Annotated in this window: 16 protein-coding genes and 1 tRNA gene; 5 read left to right on the top strand and 12 right to left on the bottom strand. The window is 60.9% G+C overall.

Features of this window, described 5'->3' with window-relative positions:
* The first annotated feature begins 7 nt into the window (after positions 1-7).
* The gene (locus FHX16_RS06600; RefSeq protein ID WP_183863629.1) at positions 8-451 is read left to right on the top strand and encodes an SRPBCC family protein; all 444 of its coding nucleotides are present in this window, start codon (positions 8-10) and stop codon (positions 449-451) included.
* Between the two features lie 197 nt (positions 452-648).
* Here the strand turns inward: FHX16_RS06600 and FHX16_RS06595 are convergent, their stop codons facing one another.
* From FHX16_RS06595 to FHX16_RS06565, 7 genes are all read right to left on the bottom strand, one after another.
* A complete protein-coding gene (locus FHX16_RS06595) occupies positions 649-1,530 on the bottom strand; it encodes a 3-hydroxybutyryl-CoA dehydrogenase (protein WP_016556416.1) in 882 nt (293 codons plus the stop codon).
* Positions 1,531-1,678: 148 nt separating this feature from the next.
* Complete coding sequence (locus FHX16_RS06590; RefSeq protein WP_183863627.1) at positions 1,679-2,608, bottom strand: electron transfer flavoprotein subunit alpha/FixB family protein; 930 nt, start codon at positions 2,606-2,608, stop codon at positions 1,679-1,681.
* A gap of 25 nt (positions 2,609-2,633) precedes the next feature.
* The gene (locus FHX16_RS06585; protein ID WP_183863625.1) at positions 2,634-3,383 is read right to left on the bottom strand and encodes an electron transfer flavoprotein subunit beta/FixA family protein; all 750 of its coding nucleotides are present in this window, start codon (positions 3,381-3,383) and stop codon (positions 2,634-2,636) included.
* Positions 3,384-3,554: 171 nt separating this feature from the next.
* Positions 3,555-4,343: a rhomboid family intramembrane serine protease gene (locus tag FHX16_RS06580; RefSeq protein ID WP_183863623.1), complete on the bottom strand. Its 789-nt coding sequence runs from the start codon at positions 4,341-4,343 to the stop codon at positions 3,555-3,557.
* Positions 4,344-4,386: 43 nt separating this feature from the next.
* A complete protein-coding gene (locus tag FHX16_RS06575) occupies positions 4,387-4,965 on the bottom strand; it encodes a cob(I)yrinic acid a,c-diamide adenosyltransferase (RefSeq protein WP_114713933.1) in 579 nt (192 codons plus the stop codon).
* Between the two features lie 25 nt (positions 4,966-4,990).
* Positions 4,991-5,194: a twin transmembrane helix small protein gene (locus FHX16_RS06570; RefSeq protein WP_007790735.1), complete on the bottom strand. Its 204-nt coding sequence runs from the start codon at positions 5,192-5,194 to the stop codon at positions 4,991-4,993.
* Positions 5,195-5,214: 20 nt separating this feature from the next.
* Positions 5,215-6,048 carry an SDR family oxidoreductase gene (locus FHX16_RS06565; RefSeq protein WP_183863621.1) on the bottom strand — a complete coding sequence of 278 codons (834 nt, stop codon included), beginning with the start codon at positions 6,046-6,048 and terminating at the stop codon, positions 5,215-5,217.
* Between the two features lie 77 nt (positions 6,049-6,125).
* Between FHX16_RS06565 and FHX16_RS06560 the strand changes: the two genes are divergently transcribed.
* On the top strand, positions 6,126-7,040 hold the full coding sequence (locus FHX16_RS06560; RefSeq protein ID WP_183755277.1) for a YihY/virulence factor BrkB family protein: 915 nt from the start codon (positions 6,126-6,128) through the stop codon (positions 7,038-7,040).
* On the opposite strand, the gene gluQRS is transcribed toward FHX16_RS06560, so the two are convergent.
* Positions 7,005-7,886 (bottom strand): tRNA glutamyl-Q(34) synthetase GluQRS, encoded by an 882-nt coding sequence (gene gluQRS / locus FHX16_RS06555; protein WP_183863619.1) that lies wholly within the window; start codon positions 7,884-7,886, stop codon positions 7,005-7,007. The two genes, FHX16_RS06560 and gluQRS, sit on opposite strands and share 36 nt — an antisense overlap.
* On the opposite strand from gluQRS, the gene FHX16_RS06550 reads away from it, so the two are divergent.
* Positions 7,885-8,571: a DNA-3-methyladenine glycosylase gene (locus tag FHX16_RS06550; protein WP_183863617.1), complete on the top strand. Its 687-nt coding sequence runs from the start codon at positions 7,885-7,887 to the stop codon at positions 8,569-8,571. The two genes, gluQRS and FHX16_RS06550, sit on opposite strands and share 2 nt — an antisense overlap.
* Positions 8,572-8,681: 110 nt before the next feature.
* On the top strand, positions 8,682-9,239 hold the full coding sequence (locus FHX16_RS06545; protein WP_007790722.1) for an HNH endonuclease: 558 nt from the start codon (positions 8,682-8,684) through the stop codon (positions 9,237-9,239).
* A 21-nt stretch (positions 9,240-9,260) separates the two neighbouring features.
* Here FHX16_RS06545 and FHX16_RS06540 read toward each other — a convergent pair whose 3' ends face one another.
* The 3 genes from FHX16_RS06540 to FHX16_RS06530 all read right to left on the bottom strand — a co-directional run bounded on the left by FHX16_RS06540 (position 9,261) and on the right by FHX16_RS06530 (position 12,258).
* Positions 9,261-9,773, bottom strand: a complete 513-nt coding sequence (locus FHX16_RS06540; protein WP_183863615.1) for a disulfide bond formation protein B — start codon at positions 9,771-9,773, stop codon at positions 9,261-9,263.
* 21 nt (positions 9,774-9,794) lie between these two features.
* Positions 9,795-10,391 (bottom strand): YqaA family protein, encoded by a 597-nt coding sequence (locus tag FHX16_RS06535; protein WP_183755281.1) that lies wholly within the window; start codon positions 10,389-10,391, stop codon positions 9,795-9,797.
* A gap of 124 nt (positions 10,392-10,515) precedes the next feature.
* Complete coding sequence (locus FHX16_RS06530; RefSeq protein WP_183863613.1) at positions 10,516-12,258, bottom strand: cation:proton antiporter; 1,743 nt, start codon at positions 12,256-12,258, stop codon at positions 10,516-10,518.
* Between the two features lie 280 nt (positions 12,259-12,538).
* Between FHX16_RS06530 and FHX16_RS06525 the strand changes: the two genes are divergently transcribed.
* The gene (locus FHX16_RS06525; RefSeq protein WP_183863611.1) at positions 12,539-13,669 is read left to right on the top strand and encodes a glycosyltransferase family 39 protein; all 1,131 of its coding nucleotides are present in this window, start codon (positions 12,539-12,541) and stop codon (positions 13,667-13,669) included.
* 176 nt (positions 13,670-13,845) lie between these two features.
* Here the strand turns inward: FHX16_RS06525 and FHX16_RS06520 are convergent.
* A tRNA-Leu gene (locus FHX16_RS06520) sits at positions 13,846-13,930 on the bottom strand.
* Positions 13,931-14,027 lie beyond the last annotated feature (97 nt).

Genomic DNA, 14,027 nt, shown 5'->3' with positions numbered 1-14,027 from the left:
GAACGTCATGCCCAATACGATACGTCTTCATCGCGTCCTGGGGGCCAGTCCCGAGAAAGTCTATCGCGCATTCGTGGAGCCGGACGCGCTGGCCAAATGGCTTCCACCCAATGGGTTTACCTGCACGGTCCACCATTTTGAGCCGACCGTCGGCGGAACACACAGGATGTCCTTCCGGAATTTCACGACCGGCGACAGCCATTCTTTCGGGGGCAGTTATCTCGAACTGGTACCGGGCGAGAAGCTTCGCTACACGGATAAATTCGATGATCCCAACTTGCCCGGCGAAATGGAAGTCACCGTGACATTTCGAAAAGTCTCGGTCGGCACAGAGCTCGATGTCGTCCAGGCGGGCGTGCCAGACGTGATCCCTCCGGAGGCATGTTATCTTGGCTGGCAGGAATCGCTTCGCAACTTGGCGAAGCTCGTCGAGCCTGACATCAAGGAGTAGCTCTCAAACCAGCGTTGAGCGGAATCAACCGCTCGGGCGGCAAGAAAAGCAAAAGGAAGGCGGAACTTAACGATTGGCGCCGCCTGCTTTGATGCACGAGCCGGTCAAAACGCGGAAATCCGAATTCGCGTCGAGCGAGCACTCACGGCGTTGGTAGTGGAGCAGGGGATTCCCGCTGCTCTGGCCGCCGCCAAACCTTAGCGCGTCGGGATCGGCGTTTCGCCGCGATAGTCGTAAAAGCCGCGGCCGGATTTACGGCCGAGCCAGCCGGCCTCGACATACTTCACCAGTAGCGGGCAGGGGCGGTATTTGGAGTCGGCGAGGCCGTCGTGCAGCACCTGCATGATCGACAGGCAGGTGTCGAGACCAATGAAATCGGCGAGCTGCAGCGGTCCCATCGGGTGGTTGGCGCCGAGCTTCATTGCGGTGTCGATCGCATCGACGGTGCCAACGCCTTCATAGAGCGTGTAGATCGCCTCGTTGATCATCGGCAGCAGGATCCGGTTGACGATGAAAGCCGGGAAATCCTCGGCGACCGTCACGGTCTTTTCCAGCGATGCGACGAATTCCTTGGCTGTCGCGAAGGTCACCTCGTCGGTCGCGATGCCGCGAACCAGCTCCACGAGTTTCATGACCGGAACCGGATTCATGAAATGGATGCCCATGAAGTGTTCGGGCCGATCGGTGGTTGAGGCAAGCCGGGTGATCGAGAGCGAGGATGTGTTGGTGGCAAGGATCGCTTCCGGCTTCAGGACCGGACAGACCTGAGCATAGATCTTGCGCTTGACGCTTTCGTCCTCGGTCGCCGCTTCGATCACCAGATCGCAGGCGGCGAGATCGTTGAGGTCGGAGGAGCCTGAAATCAGGGAAAGCGTGGCGGAGCGCTCGTCGTCCGTCATCTTGCCACTCGTTACGTGGCGGGCGAGGTTGCCATTGATGGTGGCGAGACCGTGCTGGACGCGTTCGTCGGAGAGATCGTAGATTTGGACCTTGTAGCCGGCCGTTGCCGAAACCTGTGCAATGCCGCAACCCATCTGGCCCGCGCCGATGATACCAACCGTTTTCAACACCGCATTCATCTCCAAACCCCCGCTCGGCATGCGCCGCCGCGCCGCCGCATTTTTCTAGCAAAACTGCCGGACGAATGATCGCCCGGCAGAAGTAGTAGCCCTTAAAAAGATAATTTTCCAGTCATTCGCAAGTGCGAAATGAAGGCATCTGCTCGTTTCACAGGGCCTTCTGCAGTTCCGGCAGGGCATCGAACAGATCAGCGACGAGGCCGTAGTCGGCGACCTGGAAGATTGGCGCCTCTTCGTCCTTGTTGATGGCGACGATGACCTTCGAATCCTTCATGCCGGCGAGATGCTGGATGGCACCGGAGATGCCGCAGGCGATGTAAAGGTCAGGTGCCACGACCTTGCCGGTCTGCCCGACCTGCCAGTCGTTCGGGGCGTAGCCGGCATCGACGGCGGCGCGCGAGGCGCCGACGGCGGCCCCGAGCTTATCGGCGACCGGCAGGATGACTTCCTTGAACTTCTCGGCCGAGCCCAGCGCCCGGCCACCCGAGATGATGATCTTCGCCGAGGTCAGTTCCGGACGGTCGGAGGCCGACAGTGCGTCCTTGACGAAGGTCGACAGACCGGGATTGGCAGCAGCCGCGACGGTCTCAACCGCGGCGGAACCGCCTTCGGCAGCGGCGGCGAAGGAGGCAGTGCGCACGGTGATGACCTTCTTGGCGTCGGTCGCCTGTACCGTCTGGATGGCGTTGCCAGCATAGATCGGCCGCTTGAAGGTGTCGGCAGAGACCACTTCAATGATCTCCGAGACCTGGGCGACGTCGAGCAGGGCGGCAACGCGCGGCATGACGTTCTTGCCGGTCGAGGTGGCGGCGGCGATGAGCGTGTCATAGCTTGCCGCGAGCGAAACGATCAGGGCCGCCAGGGGTTCGGCGAGGTTGTTGGCAAGGACTGCGTCCTCCGCAACCAGCACCTTGGAAACACCCGACAGCTTGGCAGCTTGTTCGGCGGCGGCCTTGGCGCCGGCACCCGCGACGAGGATGGTGACGTCGCCGCCGATCTTCGATGCCGCCGTCAGCGTCTTGGCGGTCTGGTCGGAAAGGTGGCTGCCGTCGTGGTCAGCCAGAAGAAGAATGGCCATGGATATAATCTCCCTTTCTCGAACCCTAGAGGACGCCGGCTTCGGTCTTCAGCTTTTCGACCAGCTCGGCGACCGACTTGACCTTGACGCCCGCCTTGCGGCCGGACGGCTCTTCGGTCTTCAAGACCTTCAGGCGCGGCGCTGTGGAGACGCCGAAATCGGCGGGGCTCTTCTTGTCGAGCGGCTTCTTCTTCGCCTTCATGATGTTCGGCAGCGAGGCATAGCGCGGCTCGTTCAAGCGCAGATCTGATGTGACGACGGCCGGGAGCTTGACGTCGATGGTCTGCAGGCCGCCGTCGACTTCGCGCGTCACGGTTGCCTTGCCATCACCGATTTCGATCTTCGAGGCGAAGGTTGCCTGCGCGGTGCCGAGCAGCGCCGCCAGCATCTGGCCGGTCTGGTTGGAATCGTCATCGATCGCCTGCTTGCCAACGATGATGAGACCCGGCTCTTCAGCGTCGACGACGCCCTTGAGAATTTTGGCAACGGCGAGTGGCTCGACGGCATCGTCGGTCTCGACCAGGATCGCCCGGTCCGCGCCCATGGCGAGTGCGGTGCGCAGTGTCTCTTCAGACTTGGCAGGACCGATCGACACGACAACGACTTCCTCGGCCTTGCCGGCTTCCTTTAGCCGCAGCGCCTCCTCCACCGAGATCTCGTCGAACGGGTTCATCGACATCTTCACATTCGCGAGCTCGACGCCTGTGCCATCCGGCTTCACGCGGATCTTCACGTTGTAATCAACCACCCGCTTCACGGGGACGAGAATTTTCATGGGGTCCTTCCTTCAACTCTTTCGCCAAGAAAATGCGCGTTTCGGCGCTGCTCCGATTGTCGAATGGCGACATGGATACGCGTTTTTCCTCCAAACACAACGCTCACATGCCGCAGAATGGCAAATTGATCCCGTGAGTATATTACCTTTACGTTCACGTCAATAATGGGGTCAGGGCTTATCCCAGGGCAGCCGCGGACGTAGCGGTTGGCCAGGTACCGCGACCATTGCCGGGTTGGGCGTCGGCCGGTCCCTGACGGCCCTCGGCATGACGACTTCGCGATCGAAAAGCGGAACGCCGCGGCGGCGCATGACGAGAACCAGAACGCCACCGGCGACGATCCCGCCGACATGCGCGCCCCAGGAAATGCCGCCGTTTGGCTCCAGCACCAGCATGACGAACTGCTGGCCGATCCACAAAAGCAGCGGGACGAAGGCCGGCAACGGCAGCGGCACGCGCATCAGCACCAATACCCAGACTTTCACGCGGGGATGCAAGACGACGTAGGCGGTGACCACGCCGGAGATCGCGCCTGAGGCGCCTACAAGCGGCGCTTCCGATGTCGGGCCCACGAGCCCATGGACGAGAGCGCCGGCAGCCGCGCAAAGCAGATAAAAGATAAGAAAACGGAAATGCCCCATCGCGTCTTCGACATTATCGCCGAAGACCCAAAGGAAGAGCATGTTTGGCGCGAGGTGCCAGAAACCGGAATGCACGAAGGAGTAGGTAATGTAGGTCAGTGGTTCGGGGATGAGGGCCAGCGCCGGCGCCAGCGTTGCGTGATGAAAGGATACCGCAGGAATGTAACCCAGGCCGACAATCGTCGCCTGCGACACAGACTGGCTGGCGACAACCCCGGTGAATAGCCAAATCGCGAAGTCCACCGCGATCAGCGCCATCGTCACCCATTGGACCTTGATATGCTTCAGCGTATTGGCATCGTGCAGTGGTATGAACATGAAGCCTGCCCCCGGCGTTCGCGTCACATGGTCGGCGAGGAACCTACCTGTTTTTCCCCGGAACCCAAAGCACATCCGCGTGCCCGCGGTCATTGGCATGGCGGGCGGCGACGAACAGGAAGTCGGAAACGCGGTTGACGTATTTCAATGCCGCTTCACTGACGACTTCGCCGTCGGCGCGGGCGAGCTCGACCATCAGCCGCTCGGCCCGGCGTGCGATCGTGCGGGCGAGATGAAGGTGTGCCGCGGCCGAGTGACCACCCGGCAGCACGAAAGACTTCAGAGGCTGCAGGTCCGCGTTCAACTCATCGATGTCACTCTCGATGCGTGCGACCTGGCTATCGACGATGCGCAGCGGCTCGTGCGCCGGCGGCTTGCCATCGTCGGGCGTCGCAAGGTCCGCGCCGAGGTCGAAGAGGTCGTTCTGGATCAACATCAGCATCCGCTCCAGGACCGGCATGCCCTGCATATGCAGGCGCGCGACGCCGATCGCGGAGTTGGCTTCATCGATCGTCCCGTAGGCTTCGACACGTAGATCGTATTTCAGGCGACGCGGCCCGGAAACAAGCGCCGTCGTGCCGTCATCGCCGGTCTTGGTGTAGATCTTATTGAGCCTTACCATGCCTCTCCCCTCTCTCTTCCCCGCCTTAGCTAGGGCGGCCGCCACCGGTCAGCCAGAGCGTCAGCATGATCAGGAGCACGGCGATTGCCTGCAGCAGCACGCGCAGCTGCATCAGCTTGTTAGAAAGATTCGGATTGCCGCCCTTCATCATGTTGAAGAGCCCGCGAATCAACACGAGGGCGACGATGCCCATGACGATGATCGCGAGGATATAGGTGACCGTGGACATGCTGGCTCTGGCTTTCTTGATCAGTCCACCCAGCGCATCAGGCGGTAGAAGAGGTCAGCGGGCAGCAGCCTCTTCAGCACCATGCCCTGCTTCGCCGGCGTGGTTACGGGGTAATGTGGTTTCGGATTGCTGGAGTTCAATGCGTGCTTCAGCACGGCATAAACGGCGTCCGGACCGAGCTTATGTCGATTAGGACTACCCGAGCCGTCAAGGCGTGCAAGCTGACGGCGGTAATCTGCCGCATGCACCGAGTTCTTGACGTCGATGTGCTCGTTGATTTTTGCGAGTGCGTTTGCCGTGAAGCGGGAGGCAATCGGCCCGGGTTCGATCAGGCTCACATGAATGCCGGTGCCCTGCAGCTCCATGCGAAGGCTGATGCTGAGGCCTTCGAGCGCGAACTTGGAGGCGGTGTAGGCACCGCGGAAGCGATACGGCACGACGCCGAGGATCGATGAGCATTGCACGATCCGACCCTGGCCGCGCTTGCGCATCAGCGGCACCACCTGGCGGGTCAATTCATGCCAACCGAAGACGTTCGTTTCGAACTGAGCGCGCAGGGCGTCGGTCGGAAGGTCTTCGACGGCGCCGGGCTGACCATAGGCGCCGTTGTTGAACAGCGCGTCGATGCGTCCGCCAGTTAGCGCCACCACATCGCGCACAAGATCCGAGATCGTATCAGGGCGGGTATAGTCCATACGGAGCGCTTCGATGCCGTCGGCTTCGAGCGATGCCAAGTCATCAAACTTGCGTACGGTCGCGAAGACCCGCCAGCCATCAGCTTTCAGCGCGCGGGCGCAGTGTGCGCCGATGCCGGAAGAGCATCCTGTCACGATGATAGTGCGCTGATCCGACATGGAATGATTCCTGTACAAAATGGGAGTGGTTTCCCATATTCGAACGGGCGATACAACGACGAAAGCCGGGAGACGCAATGCCGAAGATAATGCGCATCTTCTATGATGTGGTCTACGATGCTATCTGCCACCTTATAGAGGACGACGGCTTCGCGATGGCGAGCCATGTCGCATTGTCCACGCTTCTGGCGGTATTTCCCTTCCTCATTTTTGGGACGACATTGGCGACCTTCCTGGGGGCCGACCAGTTTTCCGATAGGGCGATACATCTGATCTTCGATACCTGGCCCGAGGCGATCGCAAAACCGCTCGTCGATCAGGTGATTCAGGTTCTGACGGTACCGCGCGGCGGCCTGCTCACGGTGTCCGTGCTGGCGGCCGCCTACTTCGCCTCGAACGGCGTCGAGGCCCTGCGAATCTCGCTCAACCGCGCCTACCGCGTCCAGGAAACGCGGCCATGGTATCTCACGCGCCTTGCAAGCCTTGGCTATGTCGTTATCGCGGTCATCATCTTTGCCGCCGTCAGCATCCTGCTTGTCGCCGTGCCGCTGGCTCTCGATTATGCGCGCCAGTGGTTCCCGCTCTTTGCCGATACGCTGGAGGTTGTCTTCAGCTGGCGTGTCTACGGTACGTTGTTCATGCTGACCGTCGGCCTCTTCGTCGTGCATCTGTGGCTGCCCGCGGGGCGTCGGCGCGTGTTCGACGTCGTGCCGGGAGTCCTGGTGACGCTCCTGCTCTGGTTGGCGGGAGCGTTGATCTTCGCCTACTACCTGGCGACCTTCGCGAATTATACCGCGACCTACGCCGGCCTGGCATCGGTGATGATCGTTTTGATCTTTCTTTATATGGTCGGCGTCATCTTCATCATCGGTGCAGAGCTCAATGCCGCGCTCCTGAAGTTTCGAGTACGTGCGATCTTCAAGAGCAATTTTTTGGGCGGTGGGCAGGGCAAGACCTCAAAGCCCCACAAGGCGGCGGATATCGGCGGGTGACAGGCCGCGCTCGCGAAGCTCGGCAAGCCCCGTATCGCTTCGGCTTTTCGAAAGCTTGCGTCCGTCTTCATCGGCGATCAGCCGATGATGATGATAGATTGGCACCGGCAGGCCGAGCAGATTTTGCAGCAGCCGGTGCACCGAGGTCGAATGAAAGAGATCGAGCCCGCGGACCACGTGGGTGACCTCTTGCAGGGCGTCGTCAAGAACCACCGAGAGATGGTAGCTCGACGGCGCATCCGACCGCGATAGGACGACGTCCCCCCAGGCACCAGGATCTGCAGCGATCCGGCCACGGTCGCCGTCTCCTGTCTCCTCCCAGGAAATGGCGCTGCCCGCAGCCGTCAAGGCCTTCGCCATATCGAGACGCCAGGCGTGCTTCGTGCCAGATGCGAGCAGTTGCTGACGGTCGAGCGCGGAGCGGTCACGATCGTCGGGTGGATAGAGCGGCGAGCCGTCGGGATCACGCGGCCAGGGGTTGCCGGCGGCTTCGGTGAGAGAAACCCGCGCCTTGATTTCGCCTCGCGTCATGAACGATGGGTATGCGAGGCCGCGCCCGATCAGGTTGTCGAGTGCCGTCTGGTATTCTACAAAATGCTCCGACTGACGCCGCACCGGGCGTTCCCAGTCGATACCGAGCCATTCAAGATCGGCGTAGATGCCGGCTTCCAATTCGGGTGTACAGCGCGTCAGGTCGATGTCTTCTATGCGCAGCAGGAAACGTCCATCCGACAATGCCGCCATGTCCTGGTTGAGAAAGGCCGACAGGGCGTGGCCAAGATGTAGTGGGCCATTGGGGCTTGGCGCAAAACGAAAGACAGGCTTTTGACGGGGAATCGCGGTCATGCTTTCTTCTGCCACGGATTCGGTGGGATCGCGAGGAAGCGTGCTGATCATTCGCAGTGACGACGATGTGAGGGAAGGGCTGGAGAGCCTGCTTCGCCTCGACCCGCGGCTTTTTACCATTGCGGTCGAGGCCGGGCCGCTGCCGTTGCGGCTGCGTGAGCCCGGTTTTGAGGGGCTTGCGCACATCATCGTCTCGCAAATGGTGTCGCGCGCCAGCGCCGAAGCGATCTGGAAGCGGATGCAGCCAGCCGAAGGCTTGCTGACCGCCGACAACTATGTGCTACTTCATCCCGACGCATGGCGGGAGTTCGGCCTTTCGCGCGCCAAGGCCGAAACGCTTGCGCGCATTGCCGAGGCGGTGGCTTCCGGTCGCCTCGATCTCCTGGCGCTCTCTGCGTTGCCGCCCGAGGTGGCGCTGGCAGAGCTGACGGCTCTCAAGGGCGTCGGTCCCTGGACCGCCGAGGTTTATCTGATGTTTTGCGGCGGCCACGCGGACGTATTTCCGTCCGGTGACGTCGCTTTGCAGAACGCCGTGGCTGCGGCATTCGGTCTCGGGGTTCGCCCACCGCCCCGCGAGCTGGCCTCGCTGGCTCGTGCATGGTCGCCATGGCGTTCAGTCGCGGCAAGGCTTTTCTGGGCCTATTACGCCGTCAAGCTCGGTCGCGGCATATTGCCGATCGACTGAACTGCAGTGCTTGAACAACAGGATTGATGCCTGAATTTATTAGACTTCACAATGCCGTCACAACCGGCCTAATATAAGAGGGCAGATGCCGAATCGATCAGGAGAGTCCCTTGACGATTGCAGTCTCCCCACAGGCCCTGCCGGCGCTCGTCCTGAACGCTGACTACAGGCCCCTGAGTTATTACCCCTTGTCGCTGTGGTCCTGGCAGGACGCGATCAAGGCGGTATTTCTCGACCGTGTGAATATCATTGCAGAATACGAACATTCGGTGTCCTCGCCGAGCTTTTCGATGCGGCTCCCGAGCGTCGTCTGCCTCAAGACCTACGTCCAGCCTTCCCGCAATCCGGCGTTCACCCGCTTCAACGTGTTCCTGCGCGACAAGTTCGAATGTCAGTATTGCGGCGAACATGACGACCTGACGTTCGATCACGTCATTCCGCGCGCCCATGGCGGGGAGACGACCTGGCAGAACGTCGTTGCGGCCTGCTCTCCCTGTAACCTCAGAAAAGGCAGCAAGCTGCCGAAGCAGGCTGGCATGTTCCCGAATCAGAAGCCGTACCAGCCTACGGTGCAGGATCTGCACAACAACGGCCGGCTTTTCCCGCCGAACTACCTGCACGACAGCTGGCTCGACTATCTGTACTGGGATAGCGAACTGCAGCCCTGATCAGTCTCGAATCGGAAAGGCTCAAGCCGTCTTGCGGACGCCGATGAAGGCGAAGGCGGCCAGGACCAGGCTCGCGATCACGTTCCAACCGGCGAAGGACAGGCCGAGGACGCGCAGCGCCGCGTCGGTGCAGGACGGACCCTTGATGCTGTTCAGTTCGCCCAACAGGTCACCGGCGTTCTGCGTCATGCTGCCTGCCGTGGTCGAGCAGGTCGCCGGCCCTTGCCAGTACTGCCACTCGACACCGGCATGGTAAACGCCCATGCCGGCTCCGACGATCATAAGAATACCGGCGGCGAGCAGGAACGCACGGCCGATCCAGCTCGGAAGGCCAACCGCGGAGGCGATTGCGCCGAGGATCGCGATCGGAATGCCGTAGTAGTAGGGCTGGCGCTGCAGCAGGCAAAGGGCGCAGGGAATATAGCCGCCGATATACTGGAAGCCGAGCGCGGTGCCGACTACCACCGCCATGCCGAGCGCGAGTGCCAGCGAATAGCCGATGACTGGGCGTGCAAGGGAAAACGAGGCAGGCATGTAGGACTCCGCGGAAATGGCTCAGTGGGCAAGTAGTTTATAGGCAATCCCAAGCGCAATGGCGACGGCGGCAACAACACCCGCAACCTGCCCAAGACGCTTTTCGATGAAATGGCGGATCGGCTCGCCGTAACGGCGCAGCAACCACGCCAGGAACAGGAAGCGTGCACCGCGTGCAACGATCGCCGAGATGATGAAGAAGCCGAGATTCATGTGAATGACGCCGGCAAGAATCGTCACCACCTTGATCGGCGGCAGATGCGCCAAGCCGGAGGTTACGAGCAGGAGCAGGAGAATTTCCCACTCGTCATGAATATAGAGCCTCAGCTGCTCGAAGGCGTCGAGCTTGCCGTAGAACTCCAGAACAGGGCGAGCGATTGCATCGTAGGCATAATAGCCCAGCGCCCAGCCTGCGATGCCGCCGAGCACCGAGGCAACGGTCGCGACTAACGCATAGCGATAGGCGCGCTCGGGCTTTGCAAGCGCCATCGGCAGGAAGAGAACATCGGCGGGAACGAGAAAGACGGAACTTTCAACGAAGGCGATAACGGCAAGCCAGACTTCGGCCGATTTCCGGGCGGCGAGAGACATGGTCCAGTCGTAGAGTCTGCGGAGCATTCCAATCCTTTCGCTTCGGGCGCATGAGCTTTATGAGGCGCCGATGCGGCTGTAAATGGGCGCTGTGTCGTTCGTAGGGTGACGTGCCAAAAAATCTTCGTGATCGCACTCGGCGCCGGATGCGTCACGATGCGACGCTGGAGGGCTGACTGCGTTGTTGCCGCATCACATTCATTTCGGTGCGTTCCCGCGCCATTTCGCTGACGGCCTGACGCAGGATGGGGTGCTTTGCGGTGAACATGTTGAAGTCGCGCCGTTCGAGCACAAGGAACTGGCAGAAGTCGACGGCGACGACATCCGCCGTGCGACGTCCACCGCTGAGAAGCGCCATCTCTCCGAAAAACGCCCCTGGCTCGAGCGGGATCGGGCCGTCCGGGAGTTGCACCTCGACCGCACCTGAAGACAGGAAGTACAGGCCATCGCCACGATCGCCCTTTCGGATCACGCGTTCGCCAGGAAGCGCCGACTTCGGACGGAAAAGCAGCAGCAACTCCTCCTGCGAGTCCTCGTCCACCTTGGCGAACAACGGGAAGGTCTCGATAAGCTCCTGCATCTCGAGCTGATGCTGATGTTCGCGTGCTTCGTTGATCGCCCGGATCTTTTCAAGTTCTCGGCCGAGTGCCTCGTGCCGGCGGCGGCCAAAGTGATTGCTGAGGACCGGCCACCTTGTGTGCACCCGGGTGTGCAGCACTTCGGCGCCAGCACAGACAAGCGGATTCAGGATGATCGAGATAATCGCCGATCCGAGGATGATATCTTTGCCGTCAGTCGGTAGCAGTCCAAGCGAAACGCCGAGACTGGCGAGAATGAACGAGAATTCGCCGATTTGCGCGAGGCCGCCCGATACCGTCAGTGCCATTCCGATCGGATAGCGAAGCAGGACGACGATCAGGAAAGAGATGATAGCCTTGCCGACGATGATCAAAGCCAGTGCACTGATCACCGCCATCGGCTGGCGCACCAGGATCGACGGGTCGAACAGCATCCCCACGGAAACGAAGAACAGCACGGAAAAGGCGTTCTGAAGCGGTAGCGAATCGGCGGCGGCCCGATGGCTGAGGTTGGATTCGCTCATCACCACGCCGGCGAAAAAGGCGCCAAGCGCGAACGACACGCCGAAGATTGCCGCCGAGCCGAATGCGATACCCAGCGCTATCGCGAGTACCGTCAAGGTGAAGAGTTCTCGTGAGCCGGTTCGGGCGACCAGCGTCAGGAGCCAGGGCACGATCTTTGGTCCGAGAAAGATTGCCATGACGGCAAAGGCGCCGACTTTCAGCAGCGTCAACGCAATCGTCATGGGAAGCGGCAGTCCGGCCCCGGCGCCATCGGCGGCATGGCCCCCGAGCAATCCGGCAAGGGCAGGCAGCAGCACCAGCGCCAGAACCATGGCCAGGTCTTCGACGATCAGCCAGCCGACAGCCACCCTGCCGCTGGCCGAATTCAGCAGGTTACGCTCTTCCAGGGCCTTCAGCAGCACGACCGTACTCGCCACAGACAGGCTGAGGCCGAATACAATTCCGGCTCCAAGGCCCCAGCCCCACCAGTTGGCGAGTCCAATACCGATCAGCGTGACGATGGCGATCCTCGCGAGCGCGCCCGGGACAGCGATGCCACGCACGGCGAGCAGATCGGCGGTGGAAAAATGCAGACCAACGCCAAACATCAACAGGATGACGCCCATTTCGGCCAACTGACTTGCAAGCTCGGTATCGGCGACGAAGCCAGGCGTCATCGGCCCCATGGCAATGCCGGCGAGAAGATAGCCGACCAGTGGCGGCAGACGCAGTCGGTCGGCGATGTAACCGAGGATCGCCGCACAGACGAAACTCACGGCAATTGTGGCAATAAGCGATACTTCCTGATGCACGCGCGCGCTTTCCTTTTTGGGCGGCCGCAGTTTGGCGGAAACGCCTCAAAAGTTAAACAGTTGATTTGCAACCTCCAACCAAATGGTGGGTAGAGACAGATTGCGGCGGCAATGCTGCCACCGGGTCGGCTCGGCAAGCGTTGCGTTGGAGCAACACCCCCCGCAGGAACGGCGCTGGTAAGTCCCCGAAGTTACAGGTGAACTGTTGTGCGGTTTATCAGAGGAATTGCATGTTTCCGCCACAGAGCATTGTCCAGGCGAGCGGAGATGGGGCCGAAATTTGACGGATACTACTAGTGGTTCATATGTTTCCCCTCGCCGTTCGACGCGGCTAAGCACACTCCTTCCCGTCCTTCTGCTGGCAACGTATTTTACCGCGAGCTTCGTCCTTCGGCTGCTGCGCGGCGGCGATCTCGCCTCCGACGAGGCGGAACAAGTCGCACTCTCGCATGCGTTGCAATTCGGTTATGGCGACCAGCCGCCTCTCTACAACTGGGTGTTCTACTGTTTCGCCAAGGTCTTCGGCGTGTCAGTCGATACGCTGGCATTCATGAAGAATGCGACGTTGCTGATGAGCTGCCTGTTTCTTGGCTTGGCTGCTCGCAAAGTGGTGGGAGAGCGTGACACTGCCTGGATTTCCATTCTCGGCTTCCTGAGCCTGCCGGCGGTCTTTCTGCTGTCGCAGCGGGATTTGACCCACAGCATTGGCGCCTTCGCTGCTGTTGCGCTGTTCCTCTACGTGCTGACGTTAGTGGCCGAGCGCCCGTCGGCTGGCAACTACGCGCTTCTCGGCGCGGCGGCCGGCCTGGGATTTCTGGCAAAGTACAACTTTGCGATCATCCCCGTGGCGACCGTAGTTGCGCTCCTGCTTGAACCCAGCCTGCGCCGATTGGTTCTCAACTGGCGGCTGGCCGCGACCATTGCGGTTGGTCTCGCTGTTGTTGCCCCGCACGTTTATTGGGCGGTAACCCATCTCGATGCGGCAACCGGTGACACGGTGACAAAGATGCGGGCAGCATCGAGCCACGGGATGCCTCTGCAGCTCATCGCCGCCTTGGAGCTGGTGGAATCAATTGTCAAATGCTGTGCATTGACGATCGCTATTCTCGCCGTTGTCTATCGCGGGCATCTCCGCACCATTTTCGCTGCGAGCAGCGAATGGACGCGGGTGATCGGCCGGATGCTTGTCGTCAGCATGTTTCTGGTCTTCGTCATCATGCTGGCTGTCGATGCGACGATGATGCGCCCGAAGTGGATCTCGATCTTCTTCGTCGCATTCCCCCTCTATCTCGCATGTAAGGTCGATGCGGCAGGGGTCCACGTCCCCGGCGCAATCAGCAAGCTTGCCGTCATCGTTGGGGCAATGATCTTTATCTCACTGGGCGTCGTTTTCGCAGGAAGCTTTCACTGAAGATCCTGCTTGCGGCCGTGCTTGAGCACCGCTTAGGCGCAATCGGCGCCGAGTGGTTGCTATTGGCGCGCCGCATTGAGCGATCGTGCTGGAAACGCGTCGACCAGGCCTGACAAAAAAACACCCGAGAGAAACTGTCCGGTGGTGATGTCTGGCAGCAGCAGTGGGATTGTCGGTGGTGCCCCATGCCGGGGTCGAACCAGCACTTCTTTCGAAACTCGATTTTGAGTCGAGCGCGTCTACCAATTCCGCCAATGGGGCAACGGATACCGACGAGGCGGCTGTCTAGCATGCGTTCGCCCGCGCGCGCAAGACGGCGGGCGAAGTTCTCGGCTTGATTTATTGGAGTTTCCGGCCC

Origin of the sequence: Rhizobium sp. BK661, from assembly GCF_024808825.1 — a bacterium.
In the GTDB taxonomy this organism is placed as follows: domain Bacteria; phylum Pseudomonadota; class Alphaproteobacteria; order Rhizobiales; family Rhizobiaceae; genus Rhizobium.
The sequence above is the reverse complement of the archived record's forward strand: the minus strand, read 5'-3'. Positions and strand labels throughout refer to the sequence as shown.